We start from the raw sequence: 20,573 nt of genomic DNA on the forward strand, positions 1-20,573 counted from the left end.
ATCACCGCGCTGGGGCCTACTGCTCCCGGGCAATGGCGCGGTAAGCAATATCCTTGCGGTAGAAGGCGCCATCCCAGTGGATCTGGCTGGCCAGGGCGTACGCCCGTTGCTGGGCTTCGGTCACCGAGTTGCCCAGGGCGGTGGCACACAGCACCCGGCCGCCGCTGGTCACCACTTGCTCGCCATCAAGCTTGGTGCCGGCGTGGAAGACCTTCTCGCCATCGATCTCGGCCTGCGGCAGCCCGGAAATGGCGTCGCCCTTGTTGTAGCTGCCGGGATAGCCGCCGGCCGCAAGCACGATACCGACGGAGGCGCGTTCGTCCCACTCGGAGTCGCACTGGTCCAGCTTGCCGTCAATGGCGGCGTCGCACAGCGCTACCAGATCGGATTTCATTCGCAGCATGATGGGCTGGGTTTCCGGATCACCAAAGCGGCAGTTGAACTCGATCACTTTGGGAGCACCGGCGCCATCGATCATCAGGCCAGCGTACAGGAAGCCGGTGTAGGGATGACCTTCGGCCGCCATGCCGCGCACGGTGGGGTAGATCACCTCGTCCATGATGCGCTGGTGGATCTCGTTGGTCACCACCGGTGCCGGGGAGTAGGCGCCCATACCGCCGGTGTTGGGGCCGGTGTCACCGTCGCCGACACGCTTGTGGTCCTGAGAAGTGGCCATCGGCAGCACGTGCTCGCCGTCCACCATCACGATGAAACTGGCTTCCTCACCCTCGAGGAACTCCTCGATCACCACCCGGCTGCCGGCGTCGCCGAAGGCGTTGCCTGCCAGCATATCGCGGATGGTGGCTTCGGCCTCCTCCAGGGTCATGGCAACGATGACGCCCTTGCCGGCAGCCAGGCCATCGGCCTTGACCACAATCGGCGCGCCCTGTGCCCGTACATAGGTCAGGGCTTCATCGACATCGGTGAAGTTGGCGTAAGCGGCGGTGGGAATGGCGTGGCGGTCGAGAAAGTCCTTGGTGAAAGCCTTGGAGCCTTCCAGCTGCGCGGCGCCCTCGGTCGGGCCGAAGACACGCAGGCCGCGGCGGCTGAACAGATCCACAACGCCGGCCACCAGCGGTGCTTCCGGGCCGACGATGGTCAGCCCGACCTGGTTCTGCTCGGCAAAATCCGCCAGGCCGTCGAGATCCATAACGTCGATGTTGACGTTCTCCAGGCTCGGCTCGCCGGCGGTACCGGCGTTACCGGGGGCGACGAAGACCTTGTCGGCGTTGGGCGACTGGGCCGCTTTCCAGGCCAGGGCGTGTTCGCGTCCACCACTGCCAATTACAAGAATGTTCATAGTCTGAATCCTTAACGCTTAGTGGCGGAAATGGCGCATGCCGGTGAAGACCATGGCGATGCCGTGCTCATTGGCGGCGTCGATCACTTCCTGGTCACGCATGGAACCGCCAGGCTGGATCACCGCGTTGATCCCCGCGGCGGCGGCGGCGTCAATGCCGTCCCGGAACGGGAAGAAGGCGTCGGAGGCCATCACCGATCCCTTCACTTCCAGATTCTCATCCGCGGCCTTGATACCAGCGATCTTGGCGCTGTAGACCCGGCTCATCTGGCCGGCACCAATGCCGATGGTGCGGCCGGCCTTGGCGTAGACGATGGCGTTGGACTTGACGTACTTGGCCACTTCCCAGGCGAACAGCAGATCGTTCAACTCGGTTTCGGTGGGTTGGCGCTCGGTGACGACTTTGACGTCCTCCATGGCGACCATGCCCAGATCCCGGTCCTGCACCAGCAGGCCGCCGGTGACCCGTTTGTAGTCCATGGCCTTCTCACGCTCGGCACTGAACTCGCCGCAGGCCAGCAGGCGCACGTTCTTCTTGGCGGCGACGATCTTAACCGCTTCCGCGGTGATGGTGGGCGCGATGATCACTTCCACGAACTGGCGGTCGATGATGGCCTTGGCGGTCTCGGCGTCCAGCTCGCGGTTGAAGGCGATGATGCCGCCAAAGGCGGAGGTGGGGTCGGTGGCAAATGCCAGGTCGTAGGCCTGGCGAATGTCGGCGCCAATGGCCACGCCACAGGGGTTGGCGTGCTTGACGATCACGCAGGCCGGATCGGCGAACGGTTTGACGCACTCCAAGGCGGCGTCGGTGTCAGCGACGTTGTTGTACGACAGCTCCTTGCCTTGCAACTGCTTGGCGGTGGCGACACTGGCTTCCCGCGGGTTGCGCTCGGCGTAGAAGGCGGCGCGCTGATGCGGGTTCTCGCCGTAGCGCATGTCCTGCACCTTGACGAACTGGCTGTTGAAGGTGCGGGGGAAGTCGGCGTTGTCGTTGTCGGTGGTGCGGCCGCCCAGGTAATTGGCAATGGCGCCGTCGTAACCGGCGGTGTGCTCGAACGCCTTGACCGCCAGATCAAACCGGGTGGCGTAGCTCAGTTCGCCGTTGTTGTCGGCGAGCTCGGCCAGCACCCGGTCATAGTCGGAGGCGTTGACCACAATGGCAACGTCGTTGTGATTCTTGGCTGCGGCACGCACCATGGTGGGCCCGCCGATGTCGATGTTCTCAATGGCTGTCGCCAGGTCACAGTCGGGGTTGGCGACGGTGGCCTCAAACGGGTACAGGTTGACCACCACCATGTCGATCGGGTTGATCTGATGCTGCGCCATGACGCTGTCGTCGGTGCCGCGCCGGCCCAGGATGCCGCCGTGGATCTTCGGATGCAGGGTCTTGACGCGACCGTCCATCATCTCCGGGAAGCCGGTGTAGTCGCTGACTTCGGTGACAGCGATCTGGTTTTCCTGCAGCAGGCGGAACGTGCCGCCAGTGGACAGCAGCTCAACGCCCTGAGCGGTGAGGGCGCGGGCGAACTCAACAATGCCGGTTTTGTCGGAAACGCTGATCAGCGCACGACGGACGGGGGTATTTACCTGATTAGCCATGGGTCACATTTTTCGTTGGGTCTGAACGAATGAAGGCCTCGCGAATGATGTCGGGAGGCCCTCGTAGGGATTGGATGCCAGGATTATAGCAGACCGTACTGCTTCAGTTTCTTGCGTAAGGTGCCGCGATTGAGCCCCAGCATGGTGGAGGCTTTGGTCTGGTTGTTGCGGGTGTACTTCATCACCTGCTCCAGCAACGGTGCTTCCACCTCGGACAGCACCAACTGGTAAACATCGGTGACCGGGGCACCGTCGAGCTGTGCGAAGTAGTTTTTCAGGGCTACTTCCACGCTGTCGCGCAGGGTAACGGAGTTACCACTGCCGTTGACCGTCTGCAGCTGGTGAATGTCATCACCAGTGGACGGAATCCGGTTTTCGTTTGCCAGAGTCTCAGCGGTCATGCTGCGAATACCTCTCCATTTCGTAAGGCTGCAAAATACTGTTGAATCACATCTCGTTGCTCCAACCCATCCTCGATGGCGTTGAAGCGCTTTCTGAAGGCTCTGCTCTCATCGTGAGCCTGCAGATACCAACCAGCGTGTTTACGCGCGATACGGGGGCCCATGACCTCGCCGTAAAACTCGTGCAGTGCTCTCAGGTGTTCGGTCAGTATCTGCTCCACCTCGTTCAGATCCGGGGCGGGCAGTTGTTGTCCGGTTTCCAGGAAATGCAGGATTTCCCGGAAGATCCAGGGGCTTCCCTGGGCAGCACGGCCGATCAGCAGACCATCGGCGCCGGTGTGTGCCAGCACCTGTCGGGCCTTCTGCGGTGACGTGATATCACCATTGGCGAACACCGGGATACTGACCCGGGATTTCACCTCGGCGATGGTGTCGTACTCGGCACACCCTTTATAGGCATCTGCCCGGGTCCGGCCATGGATGGCCAGTGCCTGAATACCTGCATCTTCCGCCATCCTGGCGATGATGGGGGCGTTGCGGTGTTCCTGATCCCAGCCCGTGCGCATTTTCAGCGTTACCGGTACCTCGACGGCGGCGACCACCGCCTGGAGAATGTCCCGGACCAGGGCCTCATCTTTCATCAGTGCGGAGCCGGCGGCCTTGTTGCAGACTTTTTTGGCCGGACATCCCATGTTGATGTCGATGATCTGGGCGCCGTGCTCGGCGTTGAGTCGTGCGGCGTTGGCCAGCATTTCCGGATCACCGCCGGCGATCTGCACCGAACGGGGTTCGGGTTCGCCCTGATGGTCCAGGCGCAGCCTGGACTTGCGGGTGTGCCACAGCTTGCTGTCGGCGATCACCATCTCGGAAACCGCCAATCCGGCCCCCAGGCGCCGGCAGAGCAGCCGGAAAGGGCGATCGGTCACGCCCGCCATGGGCGCCACAATTAGCGGATTGGGCAATGTGTACGGCCCGATGTTTGCCGTTGGCAGCATAATCTCAGTCCGTTTCACCACGATACACCAGAGTTATTCGGTGGCGCCGGCGTTCTACCTGTACAGGTATTAACCAGCCCGATTTCCGAAGGGCGACAATGATACCGCCGAGATTGGCGCTATTGAAGGGGCCTGAGCGCGAAAAAACTGATTATTTTTCGCGCTTGTTGGTTGACTTTTGGACGCGTGGTTGCCAACGAGTGCTGGCCGGAAGTCAGCACTCGCTTACGGGGCGTAGCGCCGGAATGCGATGTTGTAGTTGACCGCGTCGCGGCCGGGGTCGCGAATACGGATGGCGATCCGCACCGGCACGCCATTGGGCATGGCCGTGAGGTCGCTGGCATCCCCCGCCAGGTAGTCTTCCGGTGGGAAAACACTCTGCGCAACCACATCGCCATTAAGGTTGGAGAAGGTCAGGGCAATCGCCGGAAAGGGCTGGTCGAACGGCGCCCGGTTGATGATTTCCGCATCCACGACAAGCGCATCCCGCTGTTGCGGGTCGGTGCGGACCACCAGTTTGCGGCTCTTGATCTGGCTGACATCCACCAGGGGTTTCAGTTCGCACCCGGCGTACTGGCAGGCTGTTTCATAGTAGGGCCGGAGTTCGGGAATCGCCGCCAGCCGGTCAAACTGATAGTAGCCGACCTGAGCGCCCAGCAGGCCCAGCAGTCCCAGTACCAGCAGGGTCCAGACGGTGGTGCGCATCCAACTGCGACCGCCGTTGTCCAACGAGATGGGATCGTGGCCGAGATCCTGATAGGGCGAGGCCGGTTTGTAGCTGGGCCGCTCGCGCTCGGCGCTGAACGACTCCAGCGCTGCTGACTCAGCGGCCGATGGCGCGCTGGCCTGCAGCGGCTCGTGATCGGTGGGCTCCAGCGCCAGTTCCGGTCGAGGCTGTGGTGCTGGGGTCTGCTCGGGTTCGGGCTCCCGGGGTGGTTCCGGCCGGGCATCTGGCTCGCGGTTCCGAACCTCTTCGCGGGGCTGCTCCGGTTCGGTGGGCGCCTCCGTCGAGGTCTGCTTGGCTGTGTCCTTGCGGGGCTCTTCCAGCAGCATGGCTTCGGCCCAGCTTTCATCCACCTGGGACTGCTCTTCGTCCGCCTCTTCCGTGTCGAAGCTGGGACCTTCCTCATCAAAGCTGCGGAAGCTATCGCTCAGCTCGTCTTCGGAGAAGGTCAGCTTGTTGCCGGCGTAGCTGTGCTCGGTGGCGTCCTCTTCCGGGTCGTCCTGGAACACCAGGTCGTCCTCGGTCGCGGTGAAGCCGGCAGCGGCGCTTTGGCCATCGCTGGCCGAGGTCGCCGGCGGTGCCGTCTGGTGCTCAACGGCATTGAAGATTTTCATGCAGTTGCCGCAACGGACTTTGCCGTTGGCGATACCGAGCTGTTGGTCCGTTACCCGGAACTGGGTTTGGCAGTTGGGGCAGCGGGTGAGCAGACTGCTCTCGGGGCGACTCTCAGGCATCCTTCAATCCTGTCGGGGGCGGCGCGTTGACTCGGGGCAGTTTAGACGTTCGACCTGCGTTCGTCACCTGTTGGTGCGTCGACCTGTGAGGCGTATCCAGTCTTCCTGCTGCACCGGCTCGTCCATGATGAACCAGGGTTCGTAGGCTTCCATCACTTCCCGGGCCTGGTTGGCCAGAATGCCCGACAGCACCAGCAGGCCGCCGTCCCGAACCCGGCTGGCCAGGTGAGGGGCCAGGCCAATCAGTGGCTGGGCAAGAATGTTGGCCAGCATGATGTCGGCGATGGTGTCCGGTTCCTGCTCCGGCAGGTACAGATCCAGCTTGCGGTCCTCCACCTGGTTGCGCCGGGCGTTGTCGCGGCTGGCTTCCAGGGCCTGGGGGTCGGTGTCGACACCGATGACGTGGTCCGCTCCAAGCAACAGGGCAGCGAGCCCCAGAATGCCGGAGCCGCAGCCGTAATCGATCACCTGGCAGCCTTCCACGGCCTGGCTGTCGAGCCACTCCAGACAAAGCGCTGTGGTGGGATGGGTACCGGTGCCAAAGGCCAGGCCCGGGTCCAGCATCAGGTTGGCGGCCTCGGGCTCGGGGGGCTGATGCCAGCTCGGTACGATCCACAGCCGATTGCCGAAGCGCAGCGGCTGGAAGTCGTCCATCCAGGCGCGTTCCCAGTCTTTGTCTTCCACCAGGGTGACGTCGATTTCGGGCAGGGTTTGCTGGGTCTGCTGATGCCAGCCATCGCGGATGGCGTTGCACAACTGCTCGGTGTCGCGACCGGAGTCGAACAGCCCGGTGACCCGGGTCTGATGCCACAGCGGGGTGGTACCCGGATCGGGCTCGTAGAGGGGCTGGTCGGCGGCGTCTTCCATCGAGACGGCGTCGGCACCCATCTCCATCAACAGATCCTCCAGCTGATCCGCGGTGTCCGGATCAGCCGGAATCTGGAGTTGTATCCAGGGCATACTGAGGTCCTGTTTGTTAGGGAGCCTCTGATTAACTCCGAATCGCCTCTGCGCGATCTGAGGGCTGTAGCTGCAAGGCGCGGTCCGCAGCCAATGGCGTCGTCCTTGGCAAGGGCCGCAACGCCGCAGGTACAGCCCTCAGAGCGCGCCCTTCGGGGCCTTCAGAGCGATCCACACTCGGCGTTGCGCCTTCTTGAAAGGCAACCAGCCTTCCTGCAAAGCCGCGCCTTGAGTGTGAACCGCTCTGAAGGCCAGAGGTGATCCGGAGTTAATCAGAGGCTCCTTGGCCGTATTTACCCTGGAGGTCGGCGGGGTCAGTCCCGAATCAGCTTCTCCAGGTAATGGATGGTGAAGTCTACCTGTTTAAAGCCGCCATCGCGTACCAGTTTTCGGTGCAATGGCTGATTGGTCTTGATGCCTTCCACCACCAGCTCGTCCAACGCGTTCTTCATGCGCCGGCGGGCGATGTCACGGTCATCCCCCCAGGTGATCAGCTTGCTGATCAGGGAGTCGTAATAGGGCGGAACCGTGTAGCCACTATAGAGGTGTGAGTCCACCCGCACGCCGTTGCCGCCAGGGGCATGGTAGTGCTTGACCTTGCCCGGGCTGGGTACGAAGGTCTGGGGGTCCTCGGCGTTAATGCGGCACTCCAGCGCATGGCCGGACACCTTGATGTCGTCCTGGCTGTACTGCAGCGGCAGACCGCTGGCGATCCGAAGCTGCTCACGGACGATATCCACACCCGTCACCATTTCCGAGACCGGATGCTCCACCTGGACCCGGGTGTTCATCTCGATGAAATAGAAACGGCCATCCTGGTACAGGAACTCGAAGGTGCCAGCGCCGACATAACCGATTTCCTTACAGGCCTGGACGCAGGCGTTCAGGGTCTGTTCCCGGGCTTCCGGGTCGATGTTGGGCGCGGGGGCTTCTTCCAGTACCTTCTGGTGACGGCGCTGCATGGAGCAGTCGCGGTCCCACAGGTGGATGACGTTGCCGTGGGTATCGGCCAGAACCTGCACCTCGACGTGGCGAGGCCGCTCCAGGTATTTCTCCAGGTACACCGTGGGATCGCCAAAGGCGGCCGCGGCTTCGGACTGGGTAATCTGGATGCTCTTCAGCAGCGAGGCTTCGGTGTGGACCACCTGCATACCGCGACCACCGCCGCCGGAAGCCGCCTTGATGATGACCGGGTAGCCGATCTCGCGGGCGATCTTGAGCGTGCGTGCGTCGTCTTCGGTGATCGGACCATCAGAGCCCGGTACCGTGGGAACGCCGGCGCGGGTCATGGCGGTGATGGCGGACACCTTGTTGCCCATCAGGCGGATGGTGTCGGCGTTGGGGCCGATGAAGCGGAAACCGCTTTTCTCCACCTGTTCGGCAAAATCGGCGTTCTCCGCCAGGAAACCGTAACCGGGGTGGATGGCAACCGAATCGGTAACTTCCGCGGCGCTGATGATGGCCGGGATGTTCAGGTAACTGTCCACCGGGCTGTTGGGGCCGATGCAGACGGACTCGTCCGCCAGCCGGACGTGCATGAGGTCGCGATCCACCTGGGAGTGGATCGCGACCGTGCGAATGTTCAGTTCCTTGCAGGCGCGCAGGATACGCAGGGCGATTTCACCCCGGTTGGCGATCAGGACTTTCTCTATCATGGCCATGGCTCAGCTTCACCCGCTATCAGGAAATGACAATCAGGGGCTGGTCGAACTCGACCGGCTGACCGTTCTCGACCAGGATCTCGGTGACCTTGCCGGCTTTGTCGGCTTCGATCTGGTTCATCATCTTCATCGCTTCCACGATGCAGATGACGTCACCGGCATTGACCTGCTGGCCGACTTCCACGAAGACCTTGGCGGTGGGCGACGGCGCTCGGTAAAAGGTGCCCACCATCGGTGAGTTCACGGTATGGCCGGAAATCACCGGGGCAGCAGGCTCAGCGGCTTCGGCAGCCGGAGCGGCGGGCGCCGGGGCCGGTTGAGGTGCGGGCGCGGTGTACTGGGCGACCATGCCGGCGGCCTGTTCACGGCGGCGGGAGATGCGGACGGAATCGTCGCCCTCATGAATCTCCAGTTCCTCGACGTCGGATTCCTCCAGCAGCTCAATCAGTTTCTTGATCTTGCGAATGTCCATAGTCAGTTCAATCCCGTTCTGTGTTCTGAATTCGTGAAGCGGTGGTCAACCGCGTTGTTGTAGCTGGTTCAGTGCGGCCTGTAGCGCCAAGTCGTAGCCCTGGCTGCCGAGGCCACAGATAACGCCGATGGCGATATCGGAAAAATAGGAATGATGGCGGAAGGCTTCCCGCGCATGCACGTTCGACAGATGCACCTCAATAAAGGGAATGTCGGACGCCAGAATGGCATCCCGCAGCGCCACGCTGGTGTGGGTGAACGCGGCGGGATTGATGATCACAAAGTCCACTCCTTCCCGACGGGCCTCGTGGAGGCGCTCGATCAGCTCGTATTCAGCGTTGGACTGCAGGTGCAGCAGGTGGTGACCGGCGTCGGCGGCCTGCTGTTGCAGGCGTTCGTCGATGTCGGCGAGCGTCTCCCTGCCGTACACCTCCGGTTCACGGGTGCCGAGCATGTTCAGGTTGGGGCCATGGAGAACCAGAATTGTTGCCATGAGTACCTTTGATGATAGCTGGGTTTTTTACAGGATCGCCGAAAATCGCGGCATTTTCCACCAATCCATGCTGTTAATCCCAGGATTTTCTTACATTCTGGTTTTCTGGGTGTGACAGTTTTGCGACATCGTCGGGGTGGCAACCGAAACGGTCGCCTCGACAGTCCCTCCGTGGGGCGTCAGCGTGCCTATTGTGGGAAAGCCAATCAGGAGCGTCCATAAGACGTTGGTTTCATAACCGCGGTGGGAGGCATCGACGGAATTTGGGGATCAGCGGTGATGGTGACGAGGCAGATGGCACTTTCGGGTCGGCACGCAAGTGCCAGGGCAATGCTGCCAGAGTGTGGTGTTGGGCTGTGGGTGGCCGTGCCAACATCATTGCAATAACAACAATGTCGTGAGTGCGCGGTCAGTTCCGGGCGTTCGCAACAGGACGTGGAGGGAGCGGGAATGAAAGACCTCGAGCTGTGTCGCCACCTTTTGGGGCTACAGCCGCCGTGGGACGTCGGTAGGGTTCGTCTGGACGAGCCCAGCGGTGAGCTGCACCTGTATCTGGGCCAGGGGCGTGCCTGGTTTGGTCGCTACCGCCCTGGCAGCGGCCAGTCGCGCTGGCGTCACACCAACATTGGCGACTGCGCGGTATACGTTCACGCGGCCCTGCCGGAGCAGGTTGACGCCGACCTACCGTTTCTGGGACCGGTGGATCAGGAGTTCACCCATGGTCTGGCCCAGCGGGTGGTCACATGCCTGCAGGCGGGGCTGAGCTATCGCCAGGTCTGTGAGTTGCTGCTGATCGATGTCCATCTGGCCTGGCAGATCCGTCACGCCCTCAGCGAAGGTACGCTGCCGGGCACTGCGCCGGAGTTGGCGCAGCGGGTCAGCCGGGAAACCGTTGGCGACGCTGCTCCCGGGCGTATTCCCCCCAGTGCCGATCCAGTCTGGCGCCAGTTGCTTACTGACGATGAACCGATGCCGGTGCGTATGCTGAGTCTGAAACTGCTGTTGGCACGGGCTCGCCAGGAGTTTGCCCAGTTGCATGGAGAAGAGGCTCGGCTGCTGAAGATCAACGACATCCGTCGTTTCTTCATCAAGCACGAAAGCCAGTTGGATGAAGAGATTGATCGGCTGGCGGCATTGCGTGGGTCACCCATGCAGGGGGATGGCTCATGACTGCGGTAGCGGGCGGGCTGATGTCGGTGGCCGAGGTGACTGCCCTGATTGGGACCGGTGAGTTGTTGGCTCTGGCCGCCGACCGTGCGGTGCTGACGCGGTTGCCCCGGGGAAACTGGATTGCCGGCTCAACGCCCTACTTCATGGCGGAACAGGGCGGCTGCCAGGATCGGGAGCGGGTCTTCGTTCAGCGTTTTGGTGACCTCCAGGGTCATATCCGGCGTTACCAGCCGGAGACCTTGCCGGAGGTTCTGGAAGAAGCGCCAGAGCACGGGTTGTCGGTGCTGATCCTGCCGGCTGGCAGCGCGATACTGGAAGCCTTCGCCCGTGAGGCGCCGCTGTATCCGGAGATGTACCTGAAACCGCTGGTGGGCTGGGTGGCCGGTATTGCGATTGACGACGTGGGGAGCGATACGGCGGTAGTGGTGGACGGCCGGGATGGCTGCGTTGCGGTCAATGAAGCGGTGGTATTACACCTGCAACTGCCCGCGCAGCTGGTCGCCAATGTCCACGCCATCAACCTGTTTGAACCGGGGGACGGGCCAGAGATCCGCTTCCCGCGCACAGGATTTGAGGTGAGCGATTGCCTGGTTGATGGCCAGCCTGCGAACTTTGCCCATTATCTGATCGAACAGGCTGGCGCAGGTTCGCTGCCATTGGTGGCGGATTATTGTGGCGCGATGATCAATGTCAGTGTGCAGGCGGTAGAAGCGAATGGGGTTCGGTTCTACGCCCCGGTGTTTGAGGGTGTGGGCTACCGCCTGGCGCGACCGGTGCAGGACTATCCGACGGAATTCCTGGCGGCCATGCCGCCCCGGACCGGGCCGGTGGTGTTTGGCTGCAACTGCATTCTCAACTACCTGAACTGTGGCCTGGAAGGCCGTCGGACCGAGGGACTGGACGGCCCCATCACCTTTGGGGAAGTGGGCTATCAGTTGATGAACCAGACGGCGGTGATGGTGACGCTGGACGGAATCTGAATCACTGGCGGTGTAGTGTGCTGGCGGTCAGGGCGGCCTCGCGGGCGAGGCCTGACCGCCAGTGCGTCAGTCGACAGCCGGCACCACACAGTTGCGGTCGTTGGCCTTGGCCTGATACAGCGCGCGGTCGGCACGTTCACACACCAGTTGCGCCGATTCGTTGTTCCAGCTGGCCACGCCGCAGCTGAAGGTGACGGAGAACTCGCGATCGCCCGCCGGTTGCACCAGCTCGGCAAAGCGTTCGCGGATTTCGTTCAGCACCCGCTCGGCATCCTCCGCCCGGGTATCGGGCAGGATGATGGCAAATTCCTCACCGCCATAGCGGCCGATGTGATCGGTCTTGCGCAGGCGCTGTTTGAGGAACATCGACAGGCTTCGCAGCACCCGGTCGCCAATGGGGTGGCCGTAGGTGTCGTTGATCTTCTTGAAGTAATCGATGTCGATCATGGCAAAGCACAGCGGGTGTCGCTTCTGCCGCGCCTTGACGATTTCCTGATCCAGCAGGTGCAGGGTGTGGGTATGGTTGAACAGCCCGGTAAGGCTGTCGCGGATCATCAGCGCCAGCAGCGATCTAGCGCGCCGTCCACGGTTGTGGATGGTGGCCACCAGGTGCTTGGGATCAATGGGCTTGGTCAGGAAGTCGTCGCCACCGAGGCTCATGGCGTGGAGCTGTTTGGTGACGTCTTCCTCCGCCGACAGGTAGATGATGGGCACGCTGTGGAAGCGGTCCTGCTGGCGGATCACCCGGGCGATTTCCATGCCGGTGCAGCCGGGCATGTACATGTCGAGAATGATGATCTCCGGCGAGAACTCCTCCAGGGCATGAATGATCTGCATCGGGTCGGTGATGATGTGGGCTTTCATACCGGCCTTGCCCAGCACCGTCTCCATGAACTTGGCCTGGGCACGGGAATCGTCCAGCACCAGTACCCGGTACGGCTCCACGGTGTTGCCGTGGGTGTAGGTTTCGATCTTCTCGATCAGCTGGCCCGGGTCTACCGCCGGGTAGAAGTATTCTTCACCGCCGCAACGGGACGCCCGCAGACGGGTTTCGATGGTGCCGTCCTCATCGCTGATAAAGATGATGGGGATCGGGGTGTCATGGCGTTCCTGCAGCCGTTCGATGGCATCCAGGCCGCCATCGGTCTGGCCGCCGAAGCTGACGTCCATCAGGATGGTTTCCGGCTTGTGGAGCGCGCAGGCTTCCATCAGGTCTTCCGCCTTGTCGAAGGCCGAGGCACGAAAGCCGAAGAACTCCATCTGCTTGATCAGCCGCCCCGCCATCTCGCTGTTGTTGAGGGCAATGTAGACCGGGGTGCGACGATAGATCCGGGGCGATTCGTCCTGGTGCTGGTCAGCCCGTCGCAGGGTGGCGCGGGAAAGCTCGTCGACCCAGTTCTGGACCGGTGCGGTGAGTTCCTCAGGCAGGGCCTCATTGGCCGGCCACTCGGCAATCAGTGTCAGCAACTGCTGGCCGGCGCTGGCGTGTTTGTCCATTTCAAAGCGCTGGGCATACCGCACCAGTTTGTCGATGGCGGTGGCGAAGTCATGTTGGAAGGCGGCGGTATCGTTGCCGGCTTCGCGGATCTTTTGCCAGGTATCGAGGACAACCCGGGCCTGGGTGGTCACGCGGCGGGCAAAATGCTGCCTCAGCTTTTCCTTTTGGCTTTCTTCGTTCATCGTGGCTCCGGCCTGGAAATCTCATTCCAACAGGGGATCTTCCCCAAAATTCCAACACTAGTCGTTTTTCAGAGTCTATAGTGTTTAGTGTTGTCGGCGTAGGTCACGCTGTGTAAATGTTTGTCATTTAATTTTTATGCAACTGCTTGAAACAGCAGAAACTTGAGGGCCTCTGAGGCATTGTGATGGCGGGATCGCGGGCGCACACCAGAGCCGACACGGACGCGGGCAGGCAACGTGGGGCGGTGACCCTGCGGATGTTGTTGCTGGTCTTCACCGGCGGCCTGATCCTGCTGCTGCTGTCTACCAGCCTGGTTCTGACCCTGGGCAGCTTTCGTGACTACATTTCCGGCCAGCTCGAGGATCACGCCCGCGACGGCGCCACGGCGCTGGGCATGTCTCTTTCTCACGCCATTGATGGCCGTGACCCGGTGGCGTCATCGTCGCTGATTGATGCGGCCTTTGATTCCAGTCGTTACCTCAGCGTGCAGTATCTGGATCACGCCGGACAGCCAGTGGCGGCCCGCTCCGAACCGTTGGGCAATTTCGGTGTGCCCGACTGGTTCATTGCCCTGGCGGAGATTCCGCTGGTGGAGGGCAGGGCGGAAGTGACCCGGGGCTGGAATCTGTTGGGCACGGTGCGGGTGGTCAGCAACCCGCAGCAGGCCTACCGTGACCTGTGGAACATCAGTCTGGCCATGGTGGCGATCAACGCCACGGTTGGCGGCCTGGGGCTGGTGATCCTGTTTGCCATTCTCAGTCGTGCCTTGGGACCATTGCGACAGTTGGAAGCCCAGGCACAGGCGGTCAGTGGGCGCGATTTCAGTCAGCGGGTTACTCAATCTTCGACCCGTGAGCTGAATCGGGTGACCCGGGCGATGAATCAGATGTCGGACGACCTCGGTGTGTTGTTTGAGGGCCAGGGCAAGCTGATTCAGCATCTGCGACAACTCAATAATGAAGACTCGGTGACTGGCCTTGCGAGCCGCACCGCGTTTGATCAGCGTCTGCGGGTGGAAGTGGAGTCGGAGGAACGGGCTGCCCCGGGCGCACTGTTGCTGTTTCAGTTGTCGGATTTTGCCGAGTTCAACCAGCAGTTCGGTCGTGATACCGCAGACCAGATGCTGGGCCGGGTGGCCGACCTGGTGAAGGCATTTGTGCTCAAACATGCCGGAGGCTTCGCCGGTCGCCGCATGGGGGCGGAGATTGCGGTGTATCTGCCCGGTGCCGCCCAGGCCGATGCCCGGCTTTGGTTCAATGAGCTGGTGCAGCAGGTCTACGCGCTGTATTCCGATGCGTCGTTGCCACTGACGGTGGCGGTCTACGGTGGCATCGCTCAGGCGGAAGAAGGTCTGGGCCGGGGCGAACTGCTGGCGATGGCCGACGAAGCCATGCGCCAGGCCCATGCCGATGGCAAGACCGGCTGCCGTGGCGGCGATCCCGGCCAGGCGCCCCACTTTGGCGCCGAAAGCTGGCGACAGCGGTTGGAGGCGGCCCTGGCGGAGGAGGCCCTGGGGTTGTGGCAGCAGCCGATGGTCACCCGAACCGGCAAGGGGCCGGCTTTTTATCAGGTGTTCTCGCGCATTCGCTGTGACGACGAGTGGGTCCGTGCCGGTGTGTTTGTGCCCATTGCCGAGCGGTTTGGGCTGATGCCGGCGGTGGACCGGCTGGTGGTGATCAAGGCCATCGACTGGCTGCGTCAGGATCGGGGTCGCCAGTTGGCGCTGTCGTTGGGACAGTCATCGCTGGCGGACAGCGATTTCCGGGAGCAACTGATCGAACTGCTGCGAGATGCAGTCGATGTTCGCCGGCGCTTGTGGATCGGGGTATCCGAGCAGGCCATGGGGCATCACCGCAAACCGGTGAAAGCCCTGGCGCAGGCATTGGGGAAACTCCGGGTGGGGATGGTGATCGACCATTTCGGGGTTGGCGGGGTGCCTTTCAGCTATCTGCAGGGGCTGCCGATCCGTGCGTTGCGGATTGATCACAGTTTCGTGCACGGCATTGAGGCCCACGAAGACAACCGCTTCTATTTGGAGTCTGTGGTCTCAATTGCCCACAGCCTGGGCGTGCAGGTTTATGCCACCGGGGTGGAAACCGCGAATGAATGGGAAACCCTGCAGGCGTTGGGGATTGATGGCGCCATGGGTTATCACCTCGGTCGTCCGGGACCGGCAAACGGCGAGGCTGAGTAGCCCTGCGTACCATTGCACAACGGTAGGGATTGCGTCATGGTAACTTCCGTCAGAACCACAGAATAAACCGGGGCTTGGGAATGCTCATTAACTCCGAATCGCCTTCGTGCGGTGATCTGAAGGCAGAGATTATCCAGAGTTAATCATAGGCTCCCTATTACAAGGAATAAGGACGGTATGCTGAGTCGAATGAAACAATACTTTCGCGATCGTCGGGACGATGTGAACGATTACGCTGGTGGCCTGGGTAAGTGGCTGCTGGGGTTGCTGATCATCTATTTGCTGGTGACGGTGGTCCTGGGCATGATCTGGAGCAGTGAGCCGGATGTGTATTCCGTGCGGGAGCATACCCGGACGGTGGCAGCAGAAATGAACCGTGAACCGGTGACCGGGTTTGCCACCACGGTCACCATGATCCGCATTGCCGAAACCCTGCTGGACAAGCCGGGTGGCTACATCAGCAACGACTATTTCCCGCCCGGTCTGTGGCTGGACAACATGCCGGCCTGGGAATACGGCGTGCTGGTGCAGTTGCGGGACCTGTCTCGCGCCATGCGCAAGGACATCAGCCGCTCACAAAGCCAGTCTGCCGAGGACCAGGATCTGGTGGTGGTGGAGCCACAGTTCCACTTTGACAGTGGCAGTTGGGCGATTCCCTCCACCGAGTCAGAGTACCGCCGGGGCATCCGGGCGCTGTATCGCTACCTGGATCGCCTCTCCAACCCGGAGCAGCCGGACGCCCAGTTCTTTGCACGAGCCGATAACCTGAGCAACTGGCTGGCGGATCTTGAGACCCGGCTCGGCAGCTTGTCCCGGGTGCTTGGGGAGAGCGTGGGTAAAGCGTCGGTGTCGGATTCCCTGGCCGAGAGTACCGCCAGCGACCCTCTGACCGACTCCGCCGATGGCGAGATGATCAAGACTCCCTGGACCGAGCTGGACGATGCCTTCTATGAGGCCCGCGGCAGTGCCTGGGCTCTGCTGCACATCTTCCGGGCCATTGAAGTCGATTTCCGCAGTGTGCTGCAGGACAAGAACGCTACCGCCAGTGTTCGCCAGATCATCATTGAGCTGGAAGGTTCTCAGGGCGAAATGTGGAGCCCGATGATCCTCAATGGCAGCGGCTTCGGGGTACTGGCCAACCACTCCCTGACCATGGCGGCCTACCTGTCACGGGCCAACGCGGCCATCATCGATCTGCGGGAGTTGCTCTCCCAGGGCTGATCCTGCCTACCCGCCACTGGCTGCCGCCGGTGGCGGGCCTCTCCTCGACGGCCCGGCGATGGAGGGGCTATTTTCGATCTGGCCTTGATTACCGGAAGTTCATCTTATTAAGATGCTTGCGGATCGCACTGGTTCGGACGTCCAGTGACACAGGCCTTCCTGCCCGCGATCAGATTCATGCTCCAAAGTGCCTGCGGGCACGGGGCGTCCATGAGAGGACCGGTCGCAGAAAGGAGACCTGTGTTATGACCCGGATTTTTGCCCTGTTTGTTGCCCTGATGATCGCGTCCACCAGTGCGTCAGCATTTGACGGCTATGTGGATGTGACCAATAACACCGGCTATGACATCTACTACCTGTACGTCAGTCACGCCAAGCGCAAGAGCTGGGGGGAAGACAAACTTGGAGAGGATGTGTTGCTGAACGGTGACACCGTGCGCATCGATGTCCGAAACGAAAAAACCTCGGTTTTCGACATTCGCGCCGAGGATGAGGATGGTGACACCTACACCATCTGGGATCTGGACATTGAGCACTATGACCTCGAGCTGACTCTGGATCATCTGGACTGATGGCGGATTTCCGCAAAAACACTTGCAACCCTCATTGATTCGGATTATTTAGTCCTTTGGATGTGCCTGCCCTGGTGTCCCGTGCGGTTGATTCGCAGTAGTTCAGTGAATTAACCGCACGGGACACTAATCAGCAGGTGGGCACGCCACCCCTCCCGCTTCCGTCCCAACGACCAAGCCCGAGCTTTCCGTACCCGCGCCCGCCGACATGTTCTTGAGCGCAGGGAACGGGCGTGTGCCTGTGTCAGCCGTACTGGTAGCGGGATTAATCCGCTGTCCGCCCGGGCAGCTGCTGAGGACTTGCCGTGCTTGCCTTACCTGATGCCTATCGTGATTCTGGTCAGAACGAATCTGACCAACTGTTTGAAACCATTGCCCGGGATCTGGGCGAGAGCGGTTACAGCGTGAACCCAGGCGCCTTGCCCGCCGACCTGGCTAATGGCCTGGCGCAGCAGTGCCGGGACATGGGGATGACGCTGTTTGACCCCGCGGGCATTGGTCGTGAGCAGGATCACCATCTCAATGGGTTTGTGCGCAGTGATGAGATCTGCTGGATGACGGGTGAGTCAGACGTTGGCCAGGCCTGGTTGAGCTGGGCTGCGGACCTGCAGGCCTATCTCAATCGCCGGCTCTTTCTGGGACTGTTTTCGTTTGAGAGTCATTACGCACACTACGCCCCCGGGGATTTTTACAAGCGGCACCTGGATGCGTTTCGGGGGCAGGCCAACCGGGTGCTGTCGCTGGTGGTCTATCTCAATCCGGGGTGGCAGCCGGACCAGGGCGGTGAATTGGTGCTGTACCGCGACGCACAGGATCGCGACGGCCTGAAAGTGACGCCTGCCCTGGGCACCGTAGTGGCGTTTCTGAGTGAGGAGTTTCCCCACGAGGTTCTGCCAGCGGCAAGACACCGTTACTCCATTGCCGGCTGGTTCCGGGTCAATGGGTCTGATTCCCAGCGGGTCGACCCACCCCGCTGAGAGATTTGTGTCTATGCTTTGAGGGCCTTTGATGCACATTGCGTCAGAGGCCTCTTGGTATTGGGAGCAGCGGCATGGGCACACCATCACTTTCCACCAGCACCACCGTGCAGTTGTGGTGGTTGGCGTTGTGTACGGCCTTGCTGCCCTTGCTTGCCCTGCATGGAACCTACCTGATGGCGGCCGTGGAAGGCCATGTGCCCTGGTGCCTGCCAGTTGCACCAGCATCAGCCGCACCGGACGCCACGGCACCGGCTATTTCCTGTTCAAGGCGCTGATGATCCCGGCGGCGGTGATGGGCGCGCTTTACTGGTGGTTCAATGGTCGTTGGTTGCGTCAGCAGGGGGCTGTTGGTGCCGGTGTCACGGTGTTGGCATGGCTCGGCATCGGCGCTTGCCTGGGGTTGGTGCTGTATACCGTGGTGCTGGGGCATATTGGCGACACCTTTCACAGCCTGCGCCGCACCGGTGTGGTGCTCTACTTCTCATTGACCTTTCTGGCAGAGCTGCTGTTCAGTGCGGCGTTGATCAGGCTGCCCGGTCCCCGGGTGCGTGGGCGCCGTCTACTGGCGCTGTGTGGTCTGATGCTGGTGCTGGGGCTGCTGTCAGTGGTGCTGCAGTGGCTGGTTCATCCCTTGTACGACCGTATTGAAGACGCCTTTGAATGGTGGTTTGCGTTGCTGATCAACCTCCATGCCTTTGGCGTGGCGTACCTCTGGTGGCGAACCGAGTTTCGGGCGAGGTTGTGGGTTGCCTGATCGGGATATCCCGTATTTTTATTAGCCAGCTAACTTAATACCATTGTTGTTAGCAAGCTAACAAAATAATTAGGCGATCGCCGACGGGAGCTCAACATGAATGAAAGTGGCCGCACTGGCATCGGTCCGTTTCCTGAATCCACCTCCTATTCCCTGCACGCAGACCTGCGCCCGTCGTTGGGGGGCTCGCTGGGGCGATTGCACCGGCTCTGGCGCCAGGCCATCAATCAGGCGACGGTGCCGCTGGGTCTGACGGAGTGTCGCTGGGCTGCTCTGGTTCATCTTGCCGATCTGGGGGATGGCTGCAGTCAGCAGGCTCTGGCTCACGCCCTGGCAATTGAAATGCCGTCACTCACCCGTACCCTCAATCAGCTCGAACGTCAGGGCATGGTGCAGCGCAGGCCCAGCACCGAAGACCGACGGATCCACCAACTATGGCTGACGCCGGCCGGTCGTGACGGCGTTCAGCTGCTGGAAGTGAGAATGCGCGAGGTCAGGGCGGCCATTTGTGCCGGCATGGACGACGATCAGCTCAACCAGCTGGCAGCGTTGTTGCAGTTGATGGAAGACAACGTCCGCAACCATCTGGCCAGCGTGGGGAGGGGGGATCATGACGCCTGATCAACGTTTTGCCCGTTGGGTCCATTGCGCCCTGGTGGTCTTTGCAGTGGTGTTTGTCTACTTCCTGGTGGCGGACTTGTGGATGCCGGTTTCCCCTCAGGCCCGGGTTCTGCATCCGGTGGTGCCGCTGGCGCCCCAGGTCAGCGGTCGGGTGGCCGACGTGGCCGTTGCCAACAACCAGCGGGTGGACGCCGGCCAGACGCTGTTCAGTCTGGATCGACGTCCATTTGAGCTGGCCCGGGAGAAAGCCGCCCTGGCGCTGGAAGTCGCCGTCAGGGAGAACCAACAGACGGATGCCGCCATCGCCTCGGCACAGGCTGAGTTGGTGGCCGCCAGGGTTCAGCGGGACGAGTTGGCCGATGAGGTTAGCCGGCTGCGGCGGATGTTTGAGCGCGGGGGTGTGGCGCAACAGCAACTGGATCAACGGGTAGCCCAGCATCGGGCTGCCGAAGCCAAGACCCATGCGGCCCAGGCCCGGGTCACCCAACTGACGGTGCAGCGCGGTGAAGGCGACGATGGCAACCTGCGCCTGCGTCAGGCCCGCAATGCTCTGGCCCAGGCGGAGTTGTCGCTGTCTTACAGTGATGTCCAGGCGACAGAGGCCGGCGTCGTCTCCAATCTCCAGGTCCAGCCTGGTGCCTACGCCACGGCCGGCATGGCCATGGCCGCCCTGGTGACTGACCAAACCGATGTGGTGGCGGATTTCCGGGAGAAATCCCTGGCTCATGTAGAGCCCGGCACTGCTGCAGCCATCGTCTTTGACGCCTGGCCTGGCGAGGTGTTTGCGGCCCATGTGGCTGGCGTGGATGCCGGAACCCGGGCAGGGCAGATGGCCGCTGACGGTACCCTGGCGTCGCCCCAGGCGACCGATCGCTGGGTTCGGGATGCCCAGCGTCAGCGTTTGCACCTGCAGCTGGATAACCCGCCGTCAATGCTCTCTGGTCTGCCGTCGGGCGCCCGGGCGACGGTTCAGTTGCTACCCGGTGGCGGCGTGGCGGATTGGTTGGGATGGTTGCAGATTCACGCCATCAGTTTGGTGCACTACATCTACTGAGGTGAATC

The 20,573-nt window shown here is 61.8% G+C and carries 19 protein-coding genes; 9 read left to right on the forward strand and 10 right to left on the reverse strand.

All coding sequences use genetic code 11. The features are described from left to right. Window positions 1-16: 16 nt before the first annotated feature. The 9 genes from purD to aroQ form a co-directional block, all read right to left on the reverse strand. Window positions 17-1,300, reverse strand: coding sequence for a phosphoribosylamine--glycine ligase (gene purD, locus J2887_RS02740; RefSeq protein ID WP_227173924.1), 1,284 nt, complete (start codon window positions 1,298-1,300; stop codon window positions 17-19). An 18-nt stretch (window positions 1,301-1,318) separates the two neighbouring features. Continuing rightward, window positions 1,319-2,899, reverse strand: a complete 1,581-nt coding sequence (purH, locus tag J2887_RS02745) for a bifunctional phosphoribosylaminoimidazolecarboxamide formyltransferase/IMP cyclohydrolase (protein ID WP_227173925.1) — start codon at window positions 2,897-2,899, stop codon at window positions 1,319-1,321. Between the two features lie 83 nt (window positions 2,900-2,982). After that, window positions 2,983-3,300 carry a DNA-binding transcriptional regulator Fis gene (gene fis / locus J2887_RS02750; protein WP_227173926.1) on the reverse strand — a complete coding sequence of 106 codons (318 nt, stop codon included), beginning with the start codon at window positions 3,298-3,300 and terminating at the stop codon, window positions 2,983-2,985. Beyond that, entirely contained in the window at window positions 3,297-4,295 is a 999-nt protein-coding gene (gene dusB / locus J2887_RS02755; RefSeq protein WP_227173927.1) for a tRNA dihydrouridine synthase DusB, read from the reverse strand. The genes fis and dusB overlap by 4 nt, the downstream gene beginning before the upstream one ends. A 225-nt stretch (window positions 4,296-4,520) precedes the next feature. Beyond that, on the reverse strand, window positions 4,521-5,753 hold the full coding sequence (locus tag J2887_RS02760; protein WP_227173928.1) for a DUF3426 domain-containing protein: 1,233 nt from the start codon (window positions 5,751-5,753) through the stop codon (window positions 4,521-4,523). A gap of 63 nt (window positions 5,754-5,816) precedes the next feature. Beyond that, window positions 5,817-6,713, reverse strand: a complete 897-nt coding sequence (gene prmA / locus J2887_RS02765) for a 50S ribosomal protein L11 methyltransferase (RefSeq protein ID WP_227173929.1) — start codon at window positions 6,711-6,713, stop codon at window positions 5,817-5,819. A gap of 314 nt (window positions 6,714-7,027) precedes the next feature. Beyond that, on the reverse strand, window positions 7,028-8,374 hold the full coding sequence (accC, locus tag J2887_RS02770; RefSeq protein ID WP_228752836.1) for an acetyl-CoA carboxylase biotin carboxylase subunit: 1,347 nt from the start codon (window positions 8,372-8,374) through the stop codon (window positions 7,028-7,030). Window positions 8,375-8,393: 19 nt separating this feature from the next. Beyond that, window positions 8,394-8,846: an acetyl-CoA carboxylase biotin carboxyl carrier protein gene (gene accB, locus J2887_RS02775; RefSeq protein ID WP_227173931.1), complete on the reverse strand. Its 453-nt coding sequence runs from the start codon at window positions 8,844-8,846 to the stop codon at window positions 8,394-8,396. Between the two features lie 45 nt (window positions 8,847-8,891). After that, a complete protein-coding gene (gene aroQ, locus J2887_RS02780; RefSeq protein WP_227173932.1) occupies window positions 8,892-9,338 on the reverse strand; it encodes a type II 3-dehydroquinate dehydratase in 447 nt (148 codons plus the stop codon). A 450-nt stretch (window positions 9,339-9,788) separates the two neighbouring features. Between aroQ and J2887_RS02785 the strand changes: the two genes are divergently transcribed. Further along, entirely contained in the window at window positions 9,789-10,508 is a 720-nt protein-coding gene (locus J2887_RS02785) for a hypothetical protein (protein WP_227173933.1), read from the forward strand. After that, window positions 10,505-11,488 (forward strand): DUF6976 family protein, encoded by a 984-nt coding sequence (locus J2887_RS02790; protein ID WP_227173934.1) that lies wholly within the window; start codon window positions 10,505-10,507, stop codon window positions 11,486-11,488. The genes J2887_RS02785 and J2887_RS02790 overlap by 4 nt, the downstream gene beginning before the upstream one ends. Before the next feature lie 66 nt (window positions 11,489-11,554). Here J2887_RS02790 and J2887_RS02795 read toward each other — a convergent pair whose 3' ends face one another. Continuing rightward, window positions 11,555-13,168, reverse strand: a complete 1,614-nt coding sequence (locus J2887_RS02795; protein WP_227173935.1) for a diguanylate cyclase — start codon at window positions 13,166-13,168, stop codon at window positions 11,555-11,557. A gap of 257 nt (window positions 13,169-13,425) precedes the next feature. On the opposite strand from J2887_RS02795, the gene J2887_RS02800 reads away from it, so the two are divergent. The 7 genes from J2887_RS02800 (at window position 13,426) to J2887_RS02830 (ending at window position 20,565) form a co-directional block, all read left to right on the forward strand. Next, on the forward strand, window positions 13,426-15,363 hold the full coding sequence (locus J2887_RS02800) for an EAL domain-containing protein (protein ID WP_227173936.1): 1,938 nt from the start codon (window positions 13,426-13,428) through the stop codon (window positions 15,361-15,363). Between the two features lie 177 nt (window positions 15,364-15,540). Next, a complete protein-coding gene (locus J2887_RS02805; RefSeq protein WP_227173937.1) occupies window positions 15,541-16,584 on the forward strand; it encodes a DUF2333 family protein in 1,044 nt (347 codons plus the stop codon). Window positions 16,585-16,829: 245 nt separating this feature from the next. Beyond that, the gene (locus J2887_RS02810; RefSeq protein ID WP_227173938.1) at window positions 16,830-17,156 is read left to right on the forward strand and encodes a hypothetical protein; all 327 of its coding nucleotides are present in this window, start codon (window positions 16,830-16,832) and stop codon (window positions 17,154-17,156) included. A gap of 305 nt (window positions 17,157-17,461) precedes the next feature. Next, the gene (locus J2887_RS02815) at window positions 17,462-18,133 is read left to right on the forward strand and encodes a 2OG-Fe(II) oxygenase (protein ID WP_227173939.1); all 672 of its coding nucleotides are present in this window, start codon (window positions 17,462-17,464) and stop codon (window positions 18,131-18,133) included. Between the two features lie 205 nt (window positions 18,134-18,338). Beyond that, window positions 18,339-18,890, forward strand: a complete 552-nt coding sequence (locus J2887_RS02820) for a hypothetical protein (protein ID WP_227173940.1) — start codon at window positions 18,339-18,341, stop codon at window positions 18,888-18,890. 96 nt (window positions 18,891-18,986) lie between these two features. After that, complete coding sequence (locus J2887_RS02825; protein WP_227173941.1) at window positions 18,987-19,511, forward strand: MarR family winged helix-turn-helix transcriptional regulator; 525 nt, start codon at window positions 18,987-18,989, stop codon at window positions 19,509-19,511. After that, window positions 19,501-20,565: an HlyD family secretion protein gene (locus tag J2887_RS02830; RefSeq protein WP_227173942.1), complete on the forward strand. Its 1,065-nt coding sequence runs from the start codon at window positions 19,501-19,503 to the stop codon at window positions 20,563-20,565. Before J2887_RS02825 ends, J2887_RS02830 begins: the two co-directional genes overlap by 11 nt. Window positions 20,566-20,573 lie beyond the last annotated feature (8 nt).

This window comes from Marinobacter sp. CA1 (genome assembly GCF_020546665.1).
Classification (GTDB): domain Bacteria; phylum Pseudomonadota; class Gammaproteobacteria; order Pseudomonadales; family Oleiphilaceae; genus Marinobacter; species Marinobacter xestospongiae.

Coding starts and splice junctions, on each gene's coding strand:
- purD (WP_227173924.1), bottom strand. CDS start 1,300: ATGAACATTCTTGTAATTGGCAGTGGTGGACGCGAACACGCCCTGGCC.
- purH (WP_227173925.1), bottom strand. CDS start 2,899: ATGGCTAATCAGGTAAATACCCCCGTCCGTCGTGCGCTGATCAGCGTT.
- fis (WP_227173926.1), bottom strand. CDS start 3,300: ATGACCGCTGAGACTCTGGCAAACGAAAACCGGATTCCGTCCACTGGT.
- dusB (WP_227173927.1), bottom strand. CDS start 4,295: ATGCTGCCAACGGCAAACATCGGGCCGTACACATTGCCCAATCCGCTA.
- J2887_RS02760 (WP_227173928.1), bottom strand. CDS start 5,753: ATGCCTGAGAGTCGCCCCGAGAGCAGTCTGCTCACCCGCTGCCCCAAC.
- prmA (WP_227173929.1), bottom strand. CDS start 6,713: ATGCCCTGGATACAACTCCAGATTCCGGCTGATCCGGACACCGCGGAT.
- accC (WP_228752836.1), bottom strand. CDS start 8,374: ATGGCCATGATAGAGAAAGTCCTGATCGCCAACCGGGGTGAAATCGCC.
- accB (WP_227173931.1), bottom strand. CDS start 8,846: ATGGACATTCGCAAGATCAAGAAACTGATTGAGCTGCTGGAGGAATCC.
- aroQ (WP_227173932.1), bottom strand. CDS start 9,338: ATGGCAACAATTCTGGTTCTCCATGGCCCCAACCTGAACATGCTCGGC.
- J2887_RS02785 (WP_227173933.1), top strand. CDS start 9,789: ATGAAAGACCTCGAGCTGTGTCGCCACCTTTTGGGGCTACAGCCGCCG.
- J2887_RS02790 (WP_227173934.1), top strand. CDS start 10,505: ATGACTGCGGTAGCGGGCGGGCTGATGTCGGTGGCCGAGGTGACTGCC.
- J2887_RS02795 (WP_227173935.1), bottom strand. CDS start 13,168: ATGAACGAAGAAAGCCAAAAGGAAAAGCTGAGGCAGCATTTTGCCCGC.
- J2887_RS02800 (WP_227173936.1), top strand. CDS start 13,426: ATGTTGTTGCTGGTCTTCACCGGCGGCCTGATCCTGCTGCTGCTGTCT.
- J2887_RS02805 (WP_227173937.1), top strand. CDS start 15,541: ATGCTGAGTCGAATGAAACAATACTTTCGCGATCGTCGGGACGATGTG.
- J2887_RS02810 (WP_227173938.1), top strand. CDS start 16,830: ATGACCCGGATTTTTGCCCTGTTTGTTGCCCTGATGATCGCGTCCACC.
- J2887_RS02825 (WP_227173941.1), top strand. CDS start 18,987: ATGAATGAAAGTGGCCGCACTGGCATCGGTCCGTTTCCTGAATCCACC.
- J2887_RS02830 (WP_227173942.1), top strand. CDS start 19,501: ATGACGCCTGATCAACGTTTTGCCCGTTGGGTCCATTGCGCCCTGGTG.